This window comes from Klebsiella sp. AqSCr (assembly GCF_008452795.1).
Classification (GTDB): domain Bacteria; phylum Pseudomonadota; class Gammaproteobacteria; order Enterobacterales; family Enterobacteriaceae; genus Klebsiella; species Klebsiella pneumoniae.
Map to the genome: position 1 here is coordinate 2,888,799 of NZ_MJDM01000005.1, position 21,527 is coordinate 2,910,325.

A 21,527-nucleotide genomic window follows, 5' to 3' on the forward strand; every position below is an offset into this window, starting at 1 on the left:
AGGTTGTCGCAATGTCGGTTTCTAAAAAACCTATGGTACTGGTGATTCTGGATGGCTACGGCTATCGCGAAGACCAACAGGATAACGCCATTTATAGCGCTAAAACGCCGGTAATGGACGCGCTGTGGGCCAAACGTCCACATACCCTGATCGATGCATCCGGCCTCGAAGTCGGCCTGCCGGACCGTCAGATGGGGAACTCCGAAGTAGGCCACGTCAACCTGGGCGCCGGTCGTATCGTCTATCAGGACCTGACCCGTCTCGATGTGGAAATTAAAGAACGCACCTTCTTCGCCAACCCGGTACTGACCGCCGCGGTCGATAAAGCGGTTGCCGCCGGCAAAGCAGTACATATCATGGGCCTGATGTCGCCAGGCGGCGTCCACAGCCACGAAGATCACATCATGGCGATGGTGGAGCTGGCGGCAGAGCGCGGCGCTGAGAAGATCTACCTGCACGCCTTCCTCGACGGCCGTGATACGCCGCCGCGCAGTGCGGAAAAAACGCTGGCGACATTCGAAGCCAAATTTGCCGCGCTGGGCAAAGGTCGCATCGCGTCGCTCATCGGCCGCTATTACGCCATGGACCGCGACAACCGCTGGGATCGCGTGGAACAAGCTTATGATCTGCTGACCCTGGCCAAAGGCGAATTCCAGGCCGATACCGCCGTCGCAGGTCTGCAGGCCGCCTACGCCCGTGACGAAAACGACGAATTCGTGAAAGCGACCGTTATCCGCGCCGCCGGCCAGGCCGATGCCGCGATGGAAGACGGCGACGCGCTGATCTTCATGAACTTCCGTGCCGACCGCGCGCGTGAAATCACCCGCGCCTTCGTCAACGCCGACTTCGACGGCTTTGCGCGTAAGAAAGTGGTTAATCTCGATTTCGTGATGCTCACCGAATACGCCGCCGACATCAAAGTCGCCTGCGCCTATCCGCCCGCCTCGCTGGCCAATACCTTCGGCGAGTGGATGGCGAAGCACGATAAAACCCAGCTGCGCATCTCCGAAACTGAAAAATACGCTCACGTCACCTTCTTCTTCAATGGCGGCGTAGAAGAGCCGTTTAAAGGCGAAGAGCGGATCCTGATTAACTCGCCGAAAGTGGCGACCTACGATCTGCAGCCGGAAATGAGCTCCGCCGAGCTGACCGAGAAACTGGTCGCCGCCATCAAAGGCGGAAAATACGACACCATCATCTGTAACTACCCGAACGGCGATATGGTTGGCCATACCGGGGTGATGGAAGCAGCCGTAAAAGCGGTTGAAGCGCTGGATCGCTGCATCGACCAGGTGGCTCAGGCGGTGGAATCCGTTGGCGGCCAACTGCTGATCACCGCCGACCACGGCAACGCCGAGCAGATGCGCGACCCGGCCACCGGCCAGGCGCACACCGCCCATACCAATCTACCGGTTCCGCTGATCTACGTCGGTAATAAAGCGGTCAAAGCGGTCAACGGCGGCAAACTTTCCGACATCGCCCCGACCATGTTGTCGCTGATGGGAATGGAAATCCCGCAAGAGATGACTGGCAAGCCGCTGTTCATCGTGGAATAATCCTTCCCCATGAGGGGAAAGGCGATGTATTCAACTACATGGATCGCAGCGGCAGTTCGATCCGTCCTTTACGCCAGCGCGCTCAGCGCTGGCGTATTGCTGTGCGCGTCATCTGCGCATGCCGACGATCGCGATCAGCTAAAGTCCATCCAGGCCGACATCGCCGCCAGGCAGCGGGCGATTAAGCAACAGCAGCAGCAGCGCGCAAGCCTGCTCGCCCAGCTCAAAGCGCAGGAAGAGGCGATCGCCGCCGCGGCCCGCAAACTGCGCGAAACCCAGGATAGCCTGAACCAGCTCAATAAGCAGATTGACGAGATGAACGCCGCTCTCGCGAAGCTGGAGCGCCAGCGCGCGTCTCAGGAGCGGAACCTCGCCGCGCAGCTCGATGCCGCTTTCCGCCAGGGGCCGCATACCGGCATCCAGATGGTGCTCAGCGGTGAAGAGGGCCAGCGCAATCAGCGGATGCAGGTCTATTTCAGCTATTTCAACCAGGCCCGCCAGGAGACTATCGCGGAGTTGAAGAAAACGCGCGAAGAGATGGCGGTGCAAAAGTCGATGCTCGAAGAAAAACAGAGCCAGCAGCAAACGCTGGTCTACGAGCAAAAGGCCCAGCAGGCGAAGCTGGAGCAGGCGCGTAACGAACGGAAAAAGACCCTTTCCGGCCTGGAGTCTTCCATTCAGCAGGGTCAGCAACAATTAAGTGAATTACGGGCTAACGAATCGCGCCTACGCGGTCGTATCGCCCAGGCGGAAGCTGCCGCCAAAGCCCGCGCCGATCGGGAAGCACGCGACGCGCAGGCGGTGCGCGACCGCCAGCAGGAAGCATCGCGCAAAGGCACCACCTATAAACCAACGGAAAGTGAGCGTTCGCTGATGTCACGCACCGGCGGGCTGGGCTCGCCGCGCGGTCAGGCGTTCTGGCCGGTTCGCGGTCCGCTCCTTCATCGATATGGCGAACAGCTGCAAGGTGAACTACGTTGGAAAGGGATGGTTATCGCCGCGTCTGAAGGCACCGAAGTCAGAGCCATTGCCGATGGTCGGGTCATTCTGGCCGACTGGCTGCAGGGCTATGGTCTGGTGGTGGTGGTCGAACATGGCAAAGGCGACATGAGCCTGTATGGCTATAACCAAAGCGCGCTGGTCAGCGTTGGTACCCAGGTGCGTGCCGGCCAGCCTATCGCGCTCGTAGGCAGCAGCGGCGGTCAGGGCCGTCCGTCGCTCTATTTCGAAATTCGCCGCCAGGGTCAGGCGGTCAATCCACAGCCGTGGTTGGGAAGATAAGTTTTGCTTCAATTTCGCGCAATTGCTCTTGCCGTAGCCGGTTCGCTGGCTCTGGCGGCGCCAGCGTTCGCTGGCAAACTCTCCATCGTTATTGACGATTTTGGCTACCGCCCGCAGACCGAGAATCAGGTGCTGGCGCTGCCGGCAACTATCTCCGTCGCCGTGCTGCCGAACGCGCCGCACGCCCGGGAAATGGCCACTAAAGCGCATAATCAGGGCCATGAAGTGCTCATCCACCTGCCAATGGCGCCGCTCAGCAAACAGCCGCTGGAAAAAGACACCCTGCGTCCCGAAATGAGCAGCGAGGAGATCGAGCGCATTATTCGCGAGGCTTACGGCAAAGTCCCTTACGCCGTCGGGCTGAATAACCATATGGGCAGCGCGATGACCTCCAACCTGTTTGGCATGCAGAAGGTGATGCAGGCCCTGGAGCGCTACAATCTCTATTTTCTCGACAGCGTCACCATCGGCAACACCCAGGCCATGCGCGCCGCGCAGGGTACCGGCGTGAAGGTGATTAAGCGCAAAGTGTTTCTCGACGATACGCAGAATGAAGCCGATATCCGCAACCAGTTCAATCGCGCCATCGCCCTGGCGCGGCGCAACGGTTCGGCGATAGCCATTGGCCATCCGCATCCGACGACGGTGCGGGTGCTGCAGCAGATGGTCTATAACCTGCCGCCGGATATCACGCTGGTGCGCCCGAGCAGCCTGCTCAACGAGCCGCAGGTCGACAACTCGACGCCAAACTACGCCCAGCCGCCCGCGCAACAAACGCAGCAGAAGCCGCGTAATCCGTTCCATGGCGTGAAGTCTTGCAAACCGAAGCGCCCGCTGGAGCCTGTGAACGCCAGCCGCTTCTTCACTATCCTCAGCGATAGCATCAGCCAGAGCGCGCTGATCCAGTACTATCGCCTCAAATGGCAGGGCTGGGACAATCCCGGCAACTAGACCACTCAGGGGTCCGTTCGCTTTTGCGCGACGGGCGCCTGGTTATCTTCGTGGGCGTACCACGCCTTAAAATATTTCAGAAAGCTGTAAAACGTCGCGTACAGGCCGGTCACCACGCCGACCTTGCCATAGCGCCACGCTCCGCTAAACAGATACCACTTAAAGAAAGCGCCAATGGCGCTGACGATCCCCCGCGTCAGCGAAGGTTTGATCTGCTGGTACTTCACCAGCCGGGTGGTATAGCTGTTCAGCTTATTAAACACTTCATGCAGCGAATAAAAGGTATCGTGGCGAACGAAGCCCGGCAGCCTGACGGAGCTCGCGTGTCCGACCACCTGGTCATCCACCGGCCGATCGTTAAACCGCGCCTGCTGGCGGTTAAAGAGGCGCACCGGATAATCCGGTGAGGAAATGGGGTAGATAGTCCGTACCTGTTTGCCTAGCACAAACCAGTAGCGCGGCAGACGCCAGGCGCAGGTCGGGTCAGGCTCCTCCCCCGCTTTTAGCGCCTGAATGGCCGTCACCACGTCATTATCAAGAATTTCGTCGCTGTCCATGCACAGCACCCAGTCATGGCTGGCCAGCCCGATGGCATAGTTCATCTGCGCGCCGTGGGCTTTATAGGCATGGTGATGGACGGTGAGACCAAACTGCTGGCAAATAGCGACGGTTTCGTCGGTACTGCCGGAGTCGACGACGATACATTCATCGGCAACCTTCAGCAGAGGCGGCAGTACCTCCATCAGCAGGCGCGCAGAGTTACAGGTCAGTAAGCATACGGAGAGTTTAAGCATGATAGTTACAAAGTTAAACTGCGACTAAACACACTGTATAAGCGAATAACCGTAAAATCGATGTAGAAATTGTGCGCTTAATATTAAGCAGGCTAAAAATGTTATCCAAATCTAAATTAAGGCGCCCGCAGGCGCCTTTTTTGCTGATTTTTACGCCAGCATGGGGGGTTAGTCCCAGCTCAAAACCACTTTACCGGACTGGCCGGAGCGCATCGCGTCAAAACCTTTCTGGAAGTCATCAATGCCGAAGCGGTGGGTGATGATCGGTGAGAGATCCAGACCAGACTGGATCAGCGCCGCCATCTTGTACCAGGTTTCGAACATTTCGCGACCATAGATACCTTTGATAAACAGCCCTTTGAAGATGACCTTGGTCCAGTCGATGGACATATCCGACGGCGGGATACCCAGCATCGCGATACGGCCGCCGTGGTTCATGGTATCCAGCAAGCTGCGAAACGCCGGCGGCGCGCCGGACATCTCCAGACCCACATCGAAACCTTCGGTCATCCCCAGCTCGACCATCACGTCATTAAGGTTCTCTTTGGCCACGTTCACCGCGCGGGTAACGCCCATTTTGCGCGCCAGCTCAAGACGGTACTCGTTGACGTCGGTGATCACCACGTTACGCGCGCCGACGTGTTTCGCTACCGCCGCCGCCATCACGCCGATCGGACCGGCGCCTGAAACCAGCACGTCTTCCCCGACCAGATCGAAGGAGAGCGCGGTGTGCACCGCGTTGCCGAACGGGTCGAAGATAGACGCCAGGTCATCAGAGATATTGTCGGGGATTTTAAAGGCGTTAAAGGCCGGGATCACCAGATACTCAGCAAAGCAGCCCGGGCGGTTGACGCCCACGCCGATGGTGTTGCGGCACAGATGGGTGCGGCCCGCTCGGCAGTTACGGCAGTGGCCGCAGGTGATATGCCCTTCGCCGGAGACGCGGTCGCCAATCTTAAAGCCGCGCACTTCCTGACCAATCCCCACCACTTCGCCGACATATTCGTGACCGACCACCATCGGCACCGGAATGGTCTTCTGCGACCACTCATCCCAGTTGTAGATGTGCACGTCGGTCCCGCAAATGGCGGTCTTGCGGATTTTAATCAGCAGATCGTTATGGCCGACTTCCGGTTCCGGTACGTCGGTCATCCAGATGCCTTCTTCCGCTTTCAGTTTGGATAACGCTTTCATCTCATACCCTTATTAGGCGATGACGCCCAGTTGTTTGCCGATGCGGGTAAAGGCTTCCACCGCACGCTCAATTTGTTCAGGGGTATGCGCCGCCGACATCTGGGTGCGAATACGCGCCTGGCCTTTCGGTACCACCGGATAGAAGAAGCCGGTGACATAGATCCCTTCTTTCTGCAGCTCGCGGGCAAAGTTCTGCGCCACCACCGCCTCGCCCAGCATCACCGGAATGATGGCGTGGTCGGCGCCGGCCAGCGTGAAGCCTGCCGCGGTCATTTTTTCGCGGAACAGACGCGCGTTAGCCCACAGGCGATCGCGCAGGTCTGCCCCCTCTTCAACCATCTCCAGCACTTTGATGGAGGCGGCCACGATGGCCGGCGCCAGAGAGTTGGAGAACAGATACGGACGGGAGCGCTGGCGCAGCCACTCAACCACCTCTTTGCGCGCGGCGGTGTAGCCGCCGGAGGCGCCGCCCAGCGCTTTACCCAGCGTGCCGGTGATGATGTCGACGCGCCCCATCACATCGCAGTATTCGTGGGAGCCGCGGCCGTTTTCGCCGACGAAGCCGACGGCGTGGGAGTCATCGACCATCACCAGCGCATCGTATTTATCCGCCAGGTCGCAAACGCCTTGCAGGTTGGCGATCACGCCATCCATCGAGAACACGCCGTCGGTGGCGATCAGCACGTGACGCGCGCCGGCCTCGCGAGCTTCTTTCAGACGCGCCTCCAGCTCTTGCATATCGTTGTTGGCATAGCGGAAGCGCTTCGCTTTACACAGACGCACGCCGTCGATGATCGAGGCATGGTTCAGGGCGTCGGAGATAATGGCGTCTTCCGGGCCGAGCAGCGTTTCAAACAGGCCGCCGTTGGCGTCGAAACAGGAGGAGTAGAGGATCGCGTCTTCCATACCGAGGAAATCGGCCAGCTTCTTCTCCAGCTGCTTATGCGTATCCTGGGTGCCGCAGATGAAGCGTACCGAGGCCATCCCGAAACCGTGGCTGTCCATGCCGGATTTCGCCGCGGCAATCAGTTCCGGGTGGTTCGCCAGACCCAGATAGTTATTGGCGCAGAAGTTAATCACGTGGCTGTCGCCGACGGTAATGTCCGCCTGCTGCGCCGAGGTGATGATGCGCTCTTCTTTGAACAACCCTTCGGCCCGAGCGGTCTCCAGATTGCTAGTTAACTGTTTGTAGAAATCACCACGCATTGCAACTCTCCAGATTCGGCAAAATTTGGCACATATTACCCAAAGCTATACGCTGATACGAGATGATGCAGGCCTGAATGAATTATTTGCAGCATAAATCACGTCAGCCCAGCACCTTATTCTGCGAATGGCTGTAGGCTTGCTCATGTGGTGATATGATAAGAGCATTCATGTCCGGATTGTCTCCGGGCTCTCAACTTCAAAGGTACAGTTATGATCATCGTTACCGGCGGCGCAGGCTTTATCGGCAGCAACATCGTTAAAGCGCTGAATGACAAAGGCATCACCGACATTCTGGTTGTCGACAATCTGAAAGACGGCACCAAGTTTGTAAACCTGGTTGACCTGAACATCGCTGACTACATGGATAAAGAAGACTTTCTGATCCAGATTATGGCGGGTGAAGAGTTCGGTGAAATCGAAGCAATCTTCCACGAAGGCGCGTGCTCTTCCACTACCGAGTGGGATGGCAAGTACATGATGGACAACAACTATCAGTACTCCAAAGAGCTGCTGCACTACTGCCTGGAGCGCGAAATCCCGTTCCTGTACGCCTCCTCCGCGGCCACCTATGGCGGACGCACCAGCGACTTCATCGAGTCCCGCGAGTACGAACAGCCGCTGAACGTTTACGGCTACTCCAAATTCCTGTTCGACGAATACGTCCGCCAGATCCTGCCGGAAGCCAATTCGCAGATCGTCGGCTTCCGCTACTTCAACGTCTACGGGCCGCGCGAAGGCCACAAAGGCAGCATGGCGAGCGTCGCTTTCCACCTCAATACCCAGCTGAATAATGGCGAAAGCCCGAAACTGTTCGAAGGCAGCGACGGCTTCAAGCGCGACTTCGTCTACGTGGGGGACGTGGCTGACGTCAACCTGTGGTTCTGGGAAAACGGCGTTTCCGGCATCTTTAACCTCGGCACCGGCCGTGCGGAATCCTTCCAGGCCGTCGCCGATGCGACCCTGGCGTACCACAAAAAAGGCAGCATCGAGTACATCCCGTTCCCGGACAAACTGAAAGGCCGCTACCAGGCGTTCACACAGGCGGATCTGACTAACCTGCGCAAAGCGGGCTATGACAAACCGTTCAAAACCGTTGCCGAAGGCGTAACGGAATATATGGCCTGGCTAAACCGCGACGCGTAAGAAACAAGCATGAAAATATTGGTGGTAGGCCCGTCTTGGGTGGGCGACATGATGATGTCGCAAAGTCTTTATCGTACGCTCAGGGCGCGCTATCCCCAGGCGATTATCGACGTGATGGCGCCAGCCTGGTGCCGTCCGTTGCTTTCGCGCATGCCGGAAGTGAACGAAGCGATCCCGATGCCGCTGGGTCACGGCGCGCTGGCTATCGGCGAACGCCGTAAGCTCGGCCACAGCCTGCGCGAACGTCGCTACGATCGCGCTTACGTGCTGCCGAACTCGTTTAAATCGGCATTAGTCCCTTTCTTTGCCAATATCCCGCTGCGCACCGGCTGGCGCGGCGAGATGCGCTACGGCCTGCTCAACGACGCCCGGGTGCTGGACAAAGACGCCTGGCCGCTGATGGTGGAACGCTACGTGGCGCTGGCCTACGACAACGGCGTGATGCGCTGCGCCAAAGATCTGCCGCAGCCGCTGCTGTGGCCGCAGCTGCAGGTCAACGAAGGGGAAAAGTCGCAGGCCTGCAGCGCCTTTAACCTGTCCTACGATCGGCCGATCGTCGGCTTCTGCCCCGGCGCGGAGTTCGGCCCGGCCAAACGCTGGCCGCACTATCATTATGCTGCGCTGGCGAAAAAGCTTATCGACGATGGCTATCAGATTGCGCTTTTCGGCTCGGCGAAAGATAACGAGGCCGGCAAAGAGATCATCGCCGCCCTCAGCAGCGAGCAGCAGGCCTGGTGCCGTAATCTGGCGGGTGAAACCCAGCTGGAGCAGGCGGTCATTCTGATCGCCGCCTGTAAAGCTGTAGTGACTAACGATTCGGGGCTGATGCACGTCGCCGCGGCGCTGGACCGCCCGCTGGTGGCGCTGTATGGCCCGAGCAGTCCGGACTTTACCCCGCCGCTGTCGCATAAAGCGCGGGTTATCCGTCTGATTACCGGCTACCACAAGGTGCGCAAAGGCGATGCCGCCGAAGGCTATCATCAGAGCCTGATCGACATCACCCCAGAACGCGTCCTGCAAGAGCTAAACGAACTGTTAGCGGAAAAAACCGAGCACGAGGAAGCGTAACGGATGCGGGTATTGATCGTTAAAACCTCCTCCATGGGCGACGTGCTGCACACGCTGCCCGCGCTAACCGACGCCGCGCAGGCTATCCCCGGCATCCGCTTCGACTGGGTGGTTGAAGAAGGTTTCGCGCAGATCCCCTCCTGGCATGAAAGCGTCGAGCGGGTGATCCCGGTGGCAATCCGCCGCTGGCGCAAAGCCTGGTTCTCCGCGCCGATCAAAGCCGAGCGTCAAGCCTTTCGCGAGGCCGTTCAGGCGGTAAAGTATGACGCCATCATCGATGCCCAGGGGCTGGTAAAAAGCGCCGCGCTGGTTACTCGCCTGGCGCACGGCGTCAAGCACGGTATGGACTGGCAAACGGCCCGCGAGCCGCTGGCGAGCCTGTTTTACAACCGCCGCCACCATATCGCGAAACAGCAGCACGCGGTGGAGCGTACCCGTGAGCTGTTCGCCAAAAGCCTTGGCTACGCGAAACCCCAGACCCAGGGGGATTACGCCATTGCGCGCCATTTCCTGCAGCACGAGGCTAGCGCTGCCGCGCCCTATCTGGTGTTTCTGCACGCCACCACCCGCGACGATAAGCACTGGCCGGAAACCCGCTGGCAGGAGCTTCTCGATCTGCTGGCCGACAGCGGCGTCCACATTAAGCTGCCGTGGGGCGCCCCGCACGAAGAGGCGCGGGCGAAGCGGCTGGCGGAAGGCCGGGAGTATGTTGAAGTGCTGCCGCGCATGAGCCTTGAGCAGGTAGCGCAGGTTCTGGCCGGCGCCCGGGCCGTCGTCTCGGTCGATACCGGGCTGAGCCATCTGACCGCCGCGCTGGATAAACCGAACTTTACGCTCTACGGCCCGACCGACCCGGGGCTGATTGGCGGATACGGTAAAAACCAGCATATCGTGCGGCCGGAAAACAGCGCCAGCACCGGCGATATTGCGGCCAGCCGGATTCATCTTCTCCTGCAAAATCAGGGGCTGCTCTGATGGGATCCCTGTTTAAGCAGATCTACCGCTATACGCGCCCTCGCGCGTATCGCCACAATGAAAATCTGTGGCCTTTTACCCGTATTACGCGTGCGCCAAGCGGCGAAATCAGCGCGTTACGCTATAAAGGGAAAACGGTGCCGCTGGTCAGCCTGAGCGCGCTGAAAAACAGTATGCAGGGCGAAGTCCTGCTGACCGCCACCGGCCCCTCAACCCGCAATATCGATTTTTCCCTGTTGTCGAAAACGATCCCGGTGATGGGCGTCAATGGCGCCTGGCATCTTGCCGACCGGCTGCACTTTTCGCTCTATACCATCGTCGACATGGAATTTTTCGATAAGAAGCCGGACATTATCCGCGCCATTGTCAGCCAGCCGGATATTTTGCTGTTCACCACCATGCACGGGATCGCCAAAATCGTCGATCGCTATGGGGACGCGCTGCGCTGCCGTTTGGCGTTGATTGAGGACGGTTGCTATAAGATTTACCAGCCGAAAGTCGCCAGCGAAGCGATAAAGCGCACTTACCAGCAGAATGCGGCGATGTGCTTTCATCCTCAGCGCCCGGATATCTGTTTTAGCACCGATATTCGCCAGGGCATCTTTGATGCCGGCACGGTGGTCTACTGGGCGCTGCAAATTCTCGCCTGGCTGGGCTTCAATACTATCCTGGTGAGCGGCCTGGATATGACCAACTTTAACCAGCCGCGATTCTACGAAACACAACAAGAAAAATTGCCTTCTTACCTGGCAACAAAAGTGGATACCCTCGTCATGCCCTCTTTTGCGCATGCCGCGCAGGTACTGCAGCAACGCCAGATTCGGGTGATTAATTTTTCCCCAGAAAGCGCTGTGCCGGATACTATCTTCGAAAAGGTTGCGTTTAATGAGTACTTTAAAAGTGAGTAACTTCGCCAGACAGGGTTACTCGATTGTCTTTCCTTTGTTTTTATTTTTCAGCGCGATTTTTTGCATGTCCACCCGGACCAATAATCTGCTGCATTTATCGATCCTGCTGCTATTGCTGTCGCTGGTACGCCAGGAAAACCGCCAGGCGCTGGCCGGGGTGTTACGCGAGCAGTGGCAGACCTGGACGCTGCTGGCGGCTTTCTTTATCTATTACGCCCTCAGTAATGTGTGGGGCCATACGCCGCAGCATATTGACTCGCCGATCACCCACGGCGTGTATCTGACCGGGTATCTGTTGCTGATGACGATGCTGCTCAGGGACGGACGAACCCGCCGACTGGCGATGCTGGCGGTGGTCGGCGGGATCACCGTGCTCTCCCTGTGGACGCTGATTATCGATCATACGCTGGTTCTCACCGAACGAGCGGTCTCCCCCGAGAACCCCGGACCAACGAACGTTATCGACCTTGCCGGTTACTGCGGCATCGGCATTTTAATTTGCGGCATGCTACTGAAAGAAAAAGCCAGCCACTGGCTCTATCTGCCGGTGGTCATCATGCTGGTGATGCTGCTGCTCACCCAAAGCCGCGGGCCGATCATCGCCCTGGTGCTGGCGGTCGGCTGTACGCTGCACCTGCACGTCTTCACCCGCCGCAACCTGCTGATCGCCGCGGCGCTGGCCGTGCTGGTAGCGCTGCTTTTGGTCATGACGCCGGTGGGCGACATGCTGCTCGCCCGTTTCGAGGAGCTGGGCACCCAAAGCGGGCTGCGCCTGAGCATCTGGCACCATACGCTGTCGGAGATGGCCAGCCAGCCGTGGCTGGGGCGCGGTTTCAGCTATGAACTGGATTTCATCAACTACAGCGGCGAGCACATCACCACCACCCACAGTGTGTATATGGGCGCCCTGCTGAAAGGCGGCATCGTGGGGTTACTGCTGCTGTTGGCGATCATTGCCTGCGGGCTATGGCAGGCGTGGCGCAAGCGCCATACCGACAGCCGCTACAGTCTGGCGATCCTGTTTTACGCGCTGGTGTTTATGGCCTCGCAGGGGATGTTTATCATCAGCAATCCCCGGGAAACCTGGGTGCTGTTCTGGCTGCCGCTGGGCATTGCGCTCAGCAAAGGGTTGGCGGAAAAACGCTAACAAAAAGGGCCGTCAGCGGCCCTTTTTATATTAACTTTTTAAATTAACTGCGGGCGGCGACCAGCCGGTCGGCCTGCTCTTTAATCACGGGCCACACCGACTCAATCGCCACATCGGCGACATTCGCTTCTTCACAGACTATCTGCTTCGCCTTGTCATAGCCCGGCGCCCAGATGTGATAGCCGGGCAGCCCGGTATTCTTGAGTTTGCGTTTGTTATAGACCGCCACCATCGGCTTATCGAAAGCCCGGGCAATATGCACGATAGAGGTGTCCGGCGTAATGACTAAATCACAGCTGCGGATCACTTCTACGGCGGAGTTGATGGTGCTGTCGGCGATGTACAGCGCCATATCCAGCCCCAGCTGGCGGATTTTTTCACTGCGCCCCACCATCACGATACAGACCCGGTAAGGCAGAGCATGTAGCCGCTCGACCAGGGTCGCCACCTGGTGACGACAGAAGTCTTTATCCTCGGAGGCGGTAAAAGGGTTAATGGCGATACGCAGTTCGACCTCTCCGGCCTGAGAAAGCAAGCGGGCCACTTTCTCCCGCTCATGGCGGCAGCCGGGGAGATGATAGTGATACGGGCGGTCGTCAACGATGCCAAACAGCTTCACCACCTGCTTATAGCGCAGGGAAATATGGCTGTTGCCGTCAAAAAAAGCGATTGAGTGATCGTAAAGTTTATAGGGCTCTTTATTAAAACCAATCACGCTGGTCGCCCGTAAATCGGCGAGTAATTTAAAGCGTTCATAGCTGGTCACGTCATCAAAATCGATAACCGCATCAAAACCCGCCGCCCGCAACGTATTTAAGGACATGCGGGGCCGATATAAATATACTTGCTGAATGAATTCTGAGCCTGCTAATATTTCGCTGCATATTGGTCCGGTTAACACCGAAACCTGATATCCCCGTTCGGCCAGTATTCTGGCGCAGCCGGTCGTGACCACCATATCACCGACTTTATCATCCAGACGCAATAGCAGCACGCGGCGCACAGCCGCTGGGTCGAACGCTTTACGCGCCGGCTTATTTCTGTATCGATAGTTAATTAAATTAAATTTAATGCCGCGGAAAAAGGCATTCTTTTTCCGCGTTAATTGTTTAAGGATACGCATACGGTACCTTGAGCTGTGTTAGCGCTGTGTAATTTTCCGCTGGTAATATTCTGCCAACGTCATGCCCTTCACCTGCGGCGCCAGCCAGCTAAAAAAGGCTTCGAGGTCAGCGTATAAACGCTCAATATCCCGTTCATTCTTGAACGTGGGGCTGCCGCCGGGCATATACTCTGAAGAGTGGAGCATATATTCCACGTAGTCATTGCCCTGCGTCAACGTTTGTTCGACGACTTTTTTCATCGTCTCCACATTGCCGCCCATCGGTCGCAGCCAGTGTACGGAGGGGGATCGCACTTTGCCGCGCAGGCGGTCGTAGCCCTGCTTCACGCTGTTCATCCACGCTGAGTGCTTGTACTGGATGCTCATCGGCACTTCCAGCAGCGGCGAGTGGCCCTCGCGGCTGATGTCATTTTCATCGAGGAAATAGGCATGCTGCGGAAAGCGGCGATAATCGGTCCCGCCATCGCCCTGCGGCGCCCCCTTGGCGGTCTTCCAGTTCACCCGCGGGGTCACCGAGCAATCCACCTGATACCCGTACTCCACCAGCAGACGCGCATAGCGCTCGTCAAAGGCCCAGCGCCCGGCGCGATGGCTAACCATTTTGGTCTGGAAGGTATCCTCCAGCAGACGCGTCATATAGTCGACCTTCTCACGCATCATAGCGTCGCTGTATTCAATAAGATAAGGCTTATGGCGCCAGTCATCTGCGGTCAGCGGCTCGGTCGGCGGGCTGTTCCACGCATGCAGATGCATGCCGACTTCCGCGGTGCCGCGGGCAATCACGTCTCTGGCGAATTCGATATAAAAGGGGTCGATGGCCATTTCATAGTTGGTCAAATAGACCGGTTTAAAGCCATACTTTTCGCAAAGCTGCTGAAAACGCGGAAGATAACGCGCATTCTCGGTGGTGATGCTGTCATGTTTTTGCCAGAGGTTATCGCCCTCTGTATCAATCGTGATGAGAAATGCGGGATTGTGCACGAAAACGTCCTCAGGCCATACGTATCGGGTCATGGTAGAGCAATACAACGCTTCTCTCAATCTGTCTGATCCCCTAGAATCGGAACCCTTATCCTGGATGAAGAACAGAGTATGACGCCTGAAACCCTCTCCCGCGGCCCGTTGAACCCGGCGCGGATCCTGGTCATTAAGCTGCGCCATCATGGCGACATGCTGCTGATCACCCCGCTTATTCACGCGCTGAAACAGCAGTACCCCGCCGCCAGCGTGGATGTCCTGCTGTATGAAGAGACCCGGGATATGCTCGCAGCCAACCCCGATATCCACCATATTTATGGTCTCGATCGCCGCTGGAAAAAGCAGGGAAAAAGGTATCAGCTGAAGATGCAATGGCAGCTCATTCAGACGCTGCGCCAGCAGCGGTACGATATGGTGCTTAACCTGGCCGACCAGTGGCCGAGCGCGGTTATCAGCAAACTGACCGGCGCCGCGACGCGGATTGGTTTTGATTTTCCGAAGCGCCGCCACCCGGTCTGGCGCTATTGCCACACCGCGCTGGCCTCCACCCAACAGCACAACCAGCTGCATACGGTACAGCAGAATCTCTCTATTCTCGCTCCGCTCGGTCTCCAGTTGAACGATGCGCCGGCGCGGATGGGCTACAGCGAAGCAGACTGGGCCGCCAGCCGCGCCCTGCTGCCGGAGGACTTCCGGGAACACTACATCGTCATCCAGCCGACGTCGCGCTGGTTCTTTAAATGCTGGCGCGAAGATCGGATGAGCGCCCTGATCAACGCGCTGTCCGCCGAAGGATACGCGGTGGTGCTCACCTCCGGCCCCGATGCTAGAGAGAAGAAGATGGTGGATACCATCATCGCCGGCTGCCCGCAGGCGCGACTACACTCTTTAGCCGGCCAGTTAACGCTGCGCCAGCTGGCGGCGGTGATCGATCATGCCCGGTTGTTTATCGGCGTCGACTCGGTGCCGATGCATATGGCTGCAGCCCTTGGCACTCCGCTGGTCGCCCTGTTCGGCCCCTCGAAGCTGACCTTCTGGCGTCCGTGGCAGGCGAAAGGCGAGGTGATCTGGGCCGGCGACTTCGGTCCGCTGCCCGATCCGGACGCTATCAACACCAACACCGACGAACGTTATCTTGATTTAATTCCTACCGACGCCGTGATCGCGGCGGCGAAAAAGGTACTGGCATGAGTAAATTCAGGCTGGCTCTGGTGCGGCAGAAGTACCGCCCGGACGGCGGCGCAGAACGGTTTGTCTCCCGCGCGCTGGAAGCCCTCGACAGCAGTCATCTGCAGCTGAACGTCATCACCCGCGAATGGCAGGGGCCGGTGAAACCGGACTGGCAGATCCATATCTGTAACCCACGTAAATGGGGGCGCATCAGCCGCGAGCGCGGCTTTGCCAACGCCGCGCGCGCGCTCTGGCAGCGCGAGTCCTTCGACCTGGTGCAGAGCCATGAACGTATTCCCGGCTGCGATCTCTACCGCGCTGGCGATGGCGTTCATCGCCGCTGGCTGCAGCAGCGCTCGCGCATTTTACCGGCCTGGAAAAGCCGCCTGCTGTTCGCCGACCGTTACCACCGCTACGTCATGCAGGCGGAGCGCGAGATGTATGAAGACTCACACCTGCGCGGGGTGATCTGCAACGCCGAGATGATCAAGCGCGAGATCATCGAAGACTTTGGCCTGCCGGCGGAGAAGATCCACGTTATTTACAACGCCATTGACAACCAGCGCTTCCTGCCGCCGGACGAAGAGACCTTTGCCGCCTTACGCGCCAAATGGCAGCTGCCGCTGCAGGCGACCTGCCTGATCTACGTCGGCTCCGGCTTTGAACGTAAAGGGCTGGCGGCGGCGATCCGCGCCATCGCCCCCACCGATCGCTACCTGCTGGTGGTCGGCAAAGATAAGGATCAGCCTCGCTATCAGGCGCTGGCGAAGAGCCTGAACTGTGAAGCGCGGGTGCGCTTCTTCGGCATGCAGTCGGAGACATTGCCCTTCTATCAAATGGCCGATGGTCTGCTGCTGCCGACCCTCTACGATCCGTTCCCCAACGTCATCCTCGAGGCAATGGCCTGCGGTCTGCCGGTGATCACCACTACCGGCTGCGGCGGGGCGGAGTTTATCGTCGGCGGCCACAATGGTTACGTCTGCGACGCTCTGGATATCCCGGCGCTACAGCAGGCGGTAATGGCCCTGCCCGCGCGCGCGCTGGGCTCCGCGGAAGGCGGTCACGCCCGCGAGCGCATTATGGCCTGCACCAGCGAGCGACTCTCAACCCAGCTGCTTTCTCTTTATCAGGATCTGGTGAATTAACGATGCGCATCTTATTTGTGATTGACGGTTTACCCGGCGGCGGCGCGGAAAAAGTGGTCCTGACCCTGGCGGCACAGTTCCTGCGCGACGGCGATCGGGTGTCGCTCATTTCGCTGCGCGATGTCTGCGAGTACCCATTGCCCGAGGGGCTCGACTACCAGGTAGTTGCCGATCGCTGCCGTAAACCGTGGCGCAAGCTGACCGAGCTGTCCCGCCGCGCCCGCCAGCTGGATGCCGCAGTCGTGCGGGCCGAACAGCAGGGGCAATTTGACCTTGTGCTCTCCAACCTGCACAAAACCGACCGCATCGTCGCCCGCAGCCGGGCGCTGCGCGAGCGTAACGTCTGGTTCTGTCTGCACGGCGTATTCTCTGCCTCCTATCTCGGGCACCGCACCGGCTTTGACCGCTGGATGAAGCAGCAGAAAATTAAGCGAATTTATCAGGGTCGCAACGTGGTGACGGTTTCCGACGCGGTGGGGCGAGATCTGGTGGAAGAGTTTGCCCTGCGCCCGGCACAGCTGAAAACCATCTACAATCCCTTCGATATCACTGCCCTGCGCGCCGGAGCGGAAGCCGACAGCGAGCGCCCGGACGGCGACTACCTGATTCACGTCGGCCGCTTCCATCCCGGCAAACGTCACGACCGCCTGCTTGAAGCCTATGCGCAGAGCGGCATCGACGCACCGCTGGTGCTGCTAGGCCAGGGAAAACCGGAGCAAGAGCAGCGCCTGCGCCAGCTGGCCAAAACGCTTGAGATTGAAGACCGGGTGTGGTTCAAAGGCTTTCAGAAAAACCCCTTACCGTGGATCAAAGGCGCACGGATGCTGGTTTTGAGCTCCGATAGCGAAGGATTCGGCAATGTGGTGGTGGAGGCGCTGCTGTTACATACTCCTGTCGCCAGCACCCGCTGCCCCGGCGGCGTCACCGAGATCCTCACCGGCGAACTTGCCCGCGGTCTGGCGGATCTGACCAGTCCGGCGCTGGCTCAGACGATGCAAAGCATTTACCATAACCCGCCGGCCATCGACGATGCCGCGCTGGAAAAATTCAGCGTCGTATCCATTTGTCAGCAGTACCGTCAGCTGCAGCGCACCTGACGCCGTTAGTTAACCAGGATCGAAGATTTATGAGTCAAACGCCTTTATTGAGCATCGTGGCTGCCGTCTACAACGGTGAGAAATTTCTAGCGCAATTCTTTGAGTGCATTGAACAGCAGCAGCTGGACAGCTATGAACTGATCCTGGTGAACGATGGTTCGACAGACAACAGCCTGGCGGTGATCGCCGAATGGCAGGAGCGGCTGCAGAACGTCCAGGTGCTGGAGCAGGAAAACCAGGGCGTCTCGGTCGCGCGCAATACCGGCCTCGCCGCCGCCAGCGGCAAATATCTCGCGTTTCCGGATATCGACGACAAACTCTATCCGGGCATGTATCGCACGCTGCTGGAGATGGCCGAGAAAGAACATCTCGATATCGCCACCTGCAACGGCACCTATGTGTACGAAAAGCGCCGCGAGAGCCACCCGATCTTCCCACTGGATCGCCTGCCCTCGACGGATGTGCTGCCGGGCCATGTCTGGCTTAAGCAGGCCCTGGACTCGCGGAAGTTTCTGCACGTCACCTGGCTTAATATTTATCGTCACGACTTTATCCGCCAGCATCACTTCCATTTCGAGCCTGGCCTGCGCCATCAGGATATCCCATGGACCACAGAAGCCCTGCTGGCCGCGGAGCGCGTGCAGTACACCAGTCAGCAGTTCTATGATTACTACATTCACTCTGAGTCGGTGTCGCATAAGCCGGACAACGACGACACGCTGATGCGTTCGGCGCGCCACTATATGAAGATTCTGGAGATGCTGGAGGCGATTAACCAGCGCTACCCGGATAAAGTACGCCATATCGCCGCCTGTCGCTGGCAGATCGCCAAAGAAGGCCTGGGGATCATCCATACCTTCGATAGCATGAAAGATGAGTCCAAAAAGCATGTTATTATTAACGAATTCTTCGACCGCGGTATCTGGCGGTTAATCTGGAAAAACGCCTGTACTTTCCGTTTACGCTGGCGCCTGGGACGCCGTTATCTGCGTATTAAGCGTTATCGCCACGCGGGATAGACCAAAAACCCGCTGTTTCCGCCAAAGAGATAGCTTTACGCGGGCTAAATGCTTAGAATTTGCCCGCCAAAACAGAGAACGGATAAATAGTTTGGAATTGCTTTATACCACCCTACTTTACCTTATTCAGCCGCTGGTGTGGCTGCGGCTGCTGCTGCGCAGTCGTAAGGCTCCTGCCTATCGCAAACGCTGGGCGGAACGCTATGGCTTCTGTCAGAACAAGGTAGAGCCGGATGGCATTCTGCTGCACTCCGTTTCCGTCGGCGAGACCTTAGCCGCCATTCCGCTGGTCCGCGCCCTGCGCCACCGCTACCCTTCTCTGCCGATCACTGTCACCACCATGACGCCGACCGGCTCCGAGCGCGCCATGTCGGCGTTTGGCAAAGATGTTCATCACGTCTATCTGCCCTACGATCTGCCCGGCGCCATGAACCGCTTCCTGAACACCGTTCAGCCGAAGCTGGTGATCGTTATGGAGACCGAGCTGTGGCCGAATATGGTGGCCGCGCTGCATAAGCGTAAGATCCCGCTGGTGATCGCCAACGCGCGCCTGTCCGAACGTTCCGCTAAAGGCTATGCCAAACTGGGCGGCTTTATGCGCCGCCTGTTGAGCCGCATTACGCTTATCGCCGCGCAGAATGAAGAAGATGGTAACCGCTTCCTCTCTCTGGGGCTGAAGCGCAACCAGCTGGCGGTCACCGGCAGCCTGAAATTCGATATCTCCGTCACGCCAGAGCTGGCGGCCCGGGCGGTGACGCTGCGTCGGCAATGGGCACCGCACCGCAAGGTCTGGATTGCCACCAGCACCCACGACGGTGAAGAACAAATCATCCTCCAGGCGCATAAAAAACTGCTGGAGGCTTTCCCGAACCTGCTGCTGATCCTTGTTCCCCGCCATCCGGAGCGCTTCCCTGACGCCCGTGAGATGGTACAAAAGGCTGGGATGAGCTTTACTCTGCGCAGCACGGGCGAGATCCCCTCCTCCAGTACCCAGGTAGTCATTGGCGATACCATGGGCGAGCTGATGCTGCTCTACGGCATTGCCGACCTCGCCTTCGTCGGCGGCAGCCTGGTGGAGCGCGGCGGCCATAACCCGCTAGAGCCGGCGGCGCACGCCATTCCGGTGCTGATGGGTCCGCATACCTTCAACTTCAAAGATATCTGCGCCAAGCTGCAGCAGGACGATGGCCTGATCACCGTTACCGATGCCGATTCGCTGGTCAGGGAGGTGTCCACGCTCCTGACCGATGAAGATTACCGTCTGTGGTATGGCCGTCACGCGGTGGAAGTGCTGCACCAGAACCAGGGCGCGCTGTCGCGTCTGCTACAGTTACTGCAACCTTACCTGCCGCAGCGGAGTCATTAATGTCGAACCGGCTTTCCGTGGTGATGATCGCTAAAAACGCCGCCGACCTGCTGCCGGATTGTCTGGGCTCCGTTAGCTGGGCGGATGAAATTATCGTCCTCGACTCCGGCAGCACCGACAACACCGTTGAGCTGGCCCGCGGCCTCGGCGCCCAGGTCTATACCCATACCGACTGGCGAGGCTATGGCATTCAGCGCCAGCGCGCGCAGGATTACGCCACCGGCGACTGGGTGTTGATGATCGATACCGATGAGCGCGTCACGCCAGAACTCAGGCAGGCTATTCTTAAGGTACTGGACGCCCCCCAGCGCGGCGCCATCTACAGCATCGCCCGCCGTAACTATTTTCTCGGACGCTTTATGCGCCACAGCGGTTGGTATCCCGATCGCGTCCTGCGCCTGTACGAACGCGCCCGTTACCGCTATAACGATAATCTGGTCCATGAATCGCTGGATAGCCTGGGCGCCGAGGTTATTCCGCTGACCGGCGATCTCCTGCACCTGACCTGCCGCGACTTCGCTGGCTTCCAGCAAAAACAGCTGGCGTATGCCGCCGCGTGGGCGCTTGAGCGTCACCAGAAGGGCAAGAAGACCTCGATGGCAGGGATTTTCAGCCATACGCTGGGCGCGTTCCTCAAGACGTTGCTATTGCGCGGTGGGGTGCTGGACGGTAAACAGGGATGGTTACTGGCGATGGTCAACGCGCAGTATACGTTTACGAAATATACCGAGCTGTGGGCGCTGAGCCACGGCTACTCGGAGAAAGAGTCATCATGAGCACAAAAGCGATCTATCCGGGTACCTTCGACCCCATCACCAACGGTCATATCGATATTGTCACCCGCGCGGCAAGTATGTTCGATAAAGTGGTGCTGGCTATCGCCGCCAGCCCGAGTAAAAAGCCGATGTTCAGCCTTGATGAGCGCATTGCGCTGGCAGAGCAGGCGACGGCCCACCTGGTGAACGTGGAGGTTATCGGCTTCAGTGATTTAATGGCCAATTTCGCGCGCGCGCAGCAGGCCAATATCCTGATCCGCGGCCTGCGGGCGGTGGCGGATTTCGAGTATGAGATGCAGCTGGCTCATATGAACCGCCACCTGATGCCCACCCTTGAGAGCGTGTTTCTGATGCCGTGCAAAGAGTGGTCGTTTATCTCTTCCTCACTGGTGAAGGAAGTGGCGCGCCACCAGGGCGACGTTTCTCACTTTCTGCCAGCTAATGTGCATCAGGCGCTGTTGAATAAGCTGAAGTAACGCATCTGCCGGGTCATGAGCCACGTCGGCTGGCGCAGCACTACGCCGCTTGGCCATTCACACCGGCTCTGTCCCGGTCTTTGTGCCAGATGGCGCTACGCTGACCTGGCCTACAAACGCCCCCGGCCCACCAGATGCGCACCCGCAGGCC

At 58.5% G+C, this 21,527-nt stretch carries 20 protein-coding genes; 15 read left to right on the forward strand and 5 right to left on the reverse strand.

What is annotated here, in order from left to right:
* Nucleotides 1-11: 11 nt before the first annotated feature.
* Genes gpmM through BHE81_RS18205 form a run of 3 tightly spaced genes read left to right on the forward strand, consistent with a single transcriptional unit; the run spans nucleotide 12 to nucleotide 3,788 of the window.
* A complete protein-coding gene (gene gpmM / locus BHE81_RS18195) occupies nucleotides 12-1,556 on the forward strand; it encodes a 2,3-bisphosphoglycerate-independent phosphoglycerate mutase (protein WP_004152046.1) in 1,545 nt (514 codons plus the stop codon).
* Between the two features lie 9 nt (nucleotides 1,557-1,565).
* Nucleotides 1,566-2,837, forward strand: a complete 1,272-nt coding sequence (envC, locus tag BHE81_RS18200) for a murein hydrolase activator EnvC (RefSeq protein ID WP_002922458.1) — start codon at nucleotides 1,566-1,568, stop codon at nucleotides 2,835-2,837.
* Nucleotides 2,838-2,840: 3 nt separating this feature from the next.
* Nucleotides 2,841-3,788, forward strand: coding sequence for a divergent polysaccharide deacetylase family protein (locus BHE81_RS18205; protein WP_002922459.1), 948 nt, complete (start codon nucleotides 2,841-2,843; stop codon nucleotides 3,786-3,788).
* Nucleotides 3,789-3,793: 5 nt separating this feature from the next.
* Here BHE81_RS18205 and BHE81_RS18210 read toward each other — a convergent pair whose 3' ends face one another.
* The 3 genes from BHE81_RS18210 to kbl form a co-directional block, all read right to left on the reverse strand.
* Nucleotides 3,794-4,582, reverse strand: a complete 789-nt coding sequence (locus tag BHE81_RS18210) for a glycosyltransferase family 2 protein (RefSeq protein ID WP_002922460.1) — start codon at nucleotides 4,580-4,582, stop codon at nucleotides 3,794-3,796.
* A 168-nt stretch (nucleotides 4,583-4,750) separates the two neighbouring features.
* Nucleotides 4,751-5,776, reverse strand: a complete 1,026-nt coding sequence (gene tdh, locus BHE81_RS18215) for an L-threonine 3-dehydrogenase (protein ID WP_110246566.1) — start codon at nucleotides 5,774-5,776, stop codon at nucleotides 4,751-4,753.
* A 12-nt stretch (nucleotides 5,777-5,788) separates the two neighbouring features.
* Nucleotides 5,789-6,982 (reverse strand): glycine C-acetyltransferase, encoded by a 1,194-nt coding sequence (kbl, locus tag BHE81_RS18220; protein WP_002922462.1) that lies wholly within the window; start codon nucleotides 6,980-6,982, stop codon nucleotides 5,789-5,791.
* A gap of 213 nt (nucleotides 6,983-7,195) precedes the next feature.
* On the opposite strand from kbl, the gene rfaD reads away from it, so the two are divergent.
* Genes rfaD through BHE81_RS18245 form a run of 5 tightly spaced genes read left to right on the forward strand, consistent with a single transcriptional unit; the run spans nucleotide 7,196 to nucleotide 12,226 of the window.
* Nucleotides 7,196-8,128: an ADP-glyceromanno-heptose 6-epimerase gene (gene rfaD, locus BHE81_RS18225; protein WP_002922463.1), complete on the forward strand. Its 933-nt coding sequence runs from the start codon at nucleotides 7,196-7,198 to the stop codon at nucleotides 8,126-8,128.
* A gap of 9 nt (nucleotides 8,129-8,137) precedes the next feature.
* Entirely contained in the window at nucleotides 8,138-9,196 is a 1,059-nt protein-coding gene (gene rfaF / locus BHE81_RS18230; protein WP_004196077.1) for an ADP-heptose--LPS heptosyltransferase RfaF, read from the forward strand.
* A gap of 3 nt (nucleotides 9,197-9,199) precedes the next feature.
* Nucleotides 9,200-10,171 carry a lipopolysaccharide heptosyltransferase RfaC gene (rfaC, locus tag BHE81_RS18235; RefSeq protein WP_004152048.1) on the forward strand — a complete coding sequence of 324 codons (972 nt, stop codon included), beginning with the start codon at nucleotides 9,200-9,202 and terminating at the stop codon, nucleotides 10,169-10,171.
* Nucleotides 10,171-11,079 carry a sugar glycosyltransferase gene (locus tag BHE81_RS18240; protein ID WP_002922468.1) on the forward strand — a complete coding sequence of 303 codons (909 nt, stop codon included), beginning with the start codon at nucleotides 10,171-10,173 and terminating at the stop codon, nucleotides 11,077-11,079. Before rfaC ends, BHE81_RS18240 begins: the two co-directional genes overlap by 1 nt.
* Nucleotides 11,057-12,226, forward strand: a complete 1,170-nt coding sequence (locus tag BHE81_RS18245; protein WP_004164973.1) for an O-antigen ligase family protein — start codon at nucleotides 11,057-11,059, stop codon at nucleotides 12,224-12,226. Before BHE81_RS18240 ends, BHE81_RS18245 begins: the two co-directional genes overlap by 23 nt.
* A gap of 43 nt (nucleotides 12,227-12,269) precedes the next feature.
* Here BHE81_RS18245 and BHE81_RS18250 read toward each other — a convergent pair whose 3' ends face one another.
* Both BHE81_RS18250 and BHE81_RS18255 read right to left on the reverse strand, forming a co-directional pair.
* Nucleotides 12,270-13,349, reverse strand: coding sequence for a glycosyltransferase family 9 protein (locus tag BHE81_RS18250; RefSeq protein WP_002922472.1), 1,080 nt, complete (start codon nucleotides 13,347-13,349; stop codon nucleotides 12,270-12,272).
* 18 nt (nucleotides 13,350-13,367) lie between these two features.
* Nucleotides 13,368-14,330 carry a polysaccharide deacetylase family protein gene (locus tag BHE81_RS18255; protein ID WP_004186133.1) on the reverse strand — a complete coding sequence of 321 codons (963 nt, stop codon included), beginning with the start codon at nucleotides 14,328-14,330 and terminating at the stop codon, nucleotides 13,368-13,370.
* A 111-nt stretch (nucleotides 14,331-14,441) separates the two neighbouring features.
* On the opposite strand from BHE81_RS18255, the gene rfaQ reads away from it, so the two are divergent.
* The 7 genes from rfaQ (at nucleotide 14,442) to coaD (ending at nucleotide 21,376) form a co-directional block, all read left to right on the forward strand.
* Entirely contained in the window at nucleotides 14,442-15,518 is a 1,077-nt protein-coding gene (rfaQ, locus tag BHE81_RS18260; RefSeq protein ID WP_004181527.1) for a putative lipopolysaccharide heptosyltransferase III, read from the forward strand.
* On the forward strand, nucleotides 15,515-16,642 hold the full coding sequence (locus BHE81_RS18265) for a glycosyltransferase family 4 protein (protein WP_023342577.1): 1,128 nt from the start codon (nucleotides 15,515-15,517) through the stop codon (nucleotides 16,640-16,642). Before rfaQ ends, BHE81_RS18265 begins: the two co-directional genes overlap by 4 nt.
* Nucleotides 16,643-16,644: 2 nt before the next feature.
* Nucleotides 16,645-17,739: a glycosyltransferase gene (locus BHE81_RS18270; RefSeq protein WP_023301434.1), complete on the forward strand. Its 1,095-nt coding sequence runs from the start codon at nucleotides 16,645-16,647 to the stop codon at nucleotides 17,737-17,739.
* Nucleotides 17,740-17,768: 29 nt separating this feature from the next.
* Nucleotides 17,769-18,758 (forward strand): glycosyltransferase, encoded by a 990-nt coding sequence (locus BHE81_RS18275; protein ID WP_004173909.1) that lies wholly within the window; start codon nucleotides 17,769-17,771, stop codon nucleotides 18,756-18,758.
* A gap of 91 nt (nucleotides 18,759-18,849) precedes the next feature.
* A complete protein-coding gene (gene waaA / locus BHE81_RS18280; protein WP_002922499.1) occupies nucleotides 18,850-20,124 on the forward strand; it encodes a lipid IV(A) 3-deoxy-D-manno-octulosonic acid transferase in 1,275 nt (424 codons plus the stop codon).
* Nucleotides 20,124-20,900 carry a glycosyltransferase family 2 protein gene (locus BHE81_RS18285; protein WP_002922500.1) on the forward strand — a complete coding sequence of 259 codons (777 nt, stop codon included), beginning with the start codon at nucleotides 20,124-20,126 and terminating at the stop codon, nucleotides 20,898-20,900. Before waaA ends, BHE81_RS18285 begins: the two co-directional genes overlap by 1 nt.
* A complete protein-coding gene (coaD, locus tag BHE81_RS18290; RefSeq protein ID WP_002922501.1) occupies nucleotides 20,897-21,376 on the forward strand; it encodes a pantetheine-phosphate adenylyltransferase in 480 nt (159 codons plus the stop codon). Before BHE81_RS18285 ends, coaD begins: the two co-directional genes overlap by 4 nt.
* Nucleotides 21,377-21,527: the final 151 nt, after the last annotated feature.

Excerpts from the sequence above, each read along its gene's own strand:
- gpmM (WP_004152046.1), top strand. The coding sequence starts at position 12 with ATGTCGGTTTCTAAAAAACCTATGGTACTGGTGATTCTGGATGGCTAC.
- envC (WP_002922458.1), top strand. The coding sequence starts at position 1,566 with ATGAGGGGAAAGGCGATGTATTCAACTACATGGATCGCAGCGGCAGTT.
- BHE81_RS18210 (WP_002922460.1), bottom strand. The coding sequence starts at position 4,582 with ATGCTTAAACTCTCCGTATGCTTACTGACCTGTAACTCTGCGCGCCTG.
- tdh (WP_110246566.1), bottom strand. The coding sequence starts at position 5,776 with ATGAAAGCGTTATCCAAACTGAAAGCGGAAGAAGGCATCTGGATGACC.
- kbl (WP_002922462.1), bottom strand. The coding sequence starts at position 6,982 with ATGCGTGGTGATTTCTACAAACAGTTAACTAGCAATCTGGAGACCGCT.
- rfaD (WP_002922463.1), top strand. The coding sequence starts at position 7,196 with ATGATCATCGTTACCGGCGGCGCAGGCTTTATCGGCAGCAACATCGTT.
- rfaF (WP_004196077.1), top strand. The coding sequence starts at position 8,138 with ATGAAAATATTGGTGGTAGGCCCGTCTTGGGTGGGCGACATGATGATG.
- rfaC (WP_004152048.1), top strand. The coding sequence starts at position 9,200 with ATGCGGGTATTGATCGTTAAAACCTCCTCCATGGGCGACGTGCTGCAC.
- BHE81_RS18240 (WP_002922468.1), top strand. The coding sequence starts at position 10,171 with ATGGGATCCCTGTTTAAGCAGATCTACCGCTATACGCGCCCTCGCGCG.
- BHE81_RS18245 (WP_004164973.1), top strand. The coding sequence starts at position 11,057 with ATGAGTACTTTAAAAGTGAGTAACTTCGCCAGACAGGGTTACTCGATT.
- BHE81_RS18250 (WP_002922472.1), bottom strand. The coding sequence starts at position 13,349 with ATGCGTATCCTTAAACAATTAACGCGGAAAAAGAATGCCTTTTTCCGC.
- rfaQ (WP_004181527.1), top strand. The coding sequence starts at position 14,442 with ATGACGCCTGAAACCCTCTCCCGCGGCCCGTTGAACCCGGCGCGGATC.
- BHE81_RS18265 (WP_023342577.1), top strand. The coding sequence starts at position 15,515 with ATGAGTAAATTCAGGCTGGCTCTGGTGCGGCAGAAGTACCGCCCGGAC.
- BHE81_RS18270 (WP_023301434.1), top strand. The coding sequence starts at position 16,645 with ATGCGCATCTTATTTGTGATTGACGGTTTACCCGGCGGCGGCGCGGAA.
- BHE81_RS18275 (WP_004173909.1), top strand. The coding sequence starts at position 17,769 with ATGAGTCAAACGCCTTTATTGAGCATCGTGGCTGCCGTCTACAACGGT.
- BHE81_RS18285 (WP_002922500.1), top strand. The coding sequence starts at position 20,124 with ATGTCGAACCGGCTTTCCGTGGTGATGATCGCTAAAAACGCCGCCGAC.
- coaD (WP_002922501.1), top strand. The coding sequence starts at position 20,897 with ATGAGCACAAAAGCGATCTATCCGGGTACCTTCGACCCCATCACCAAC.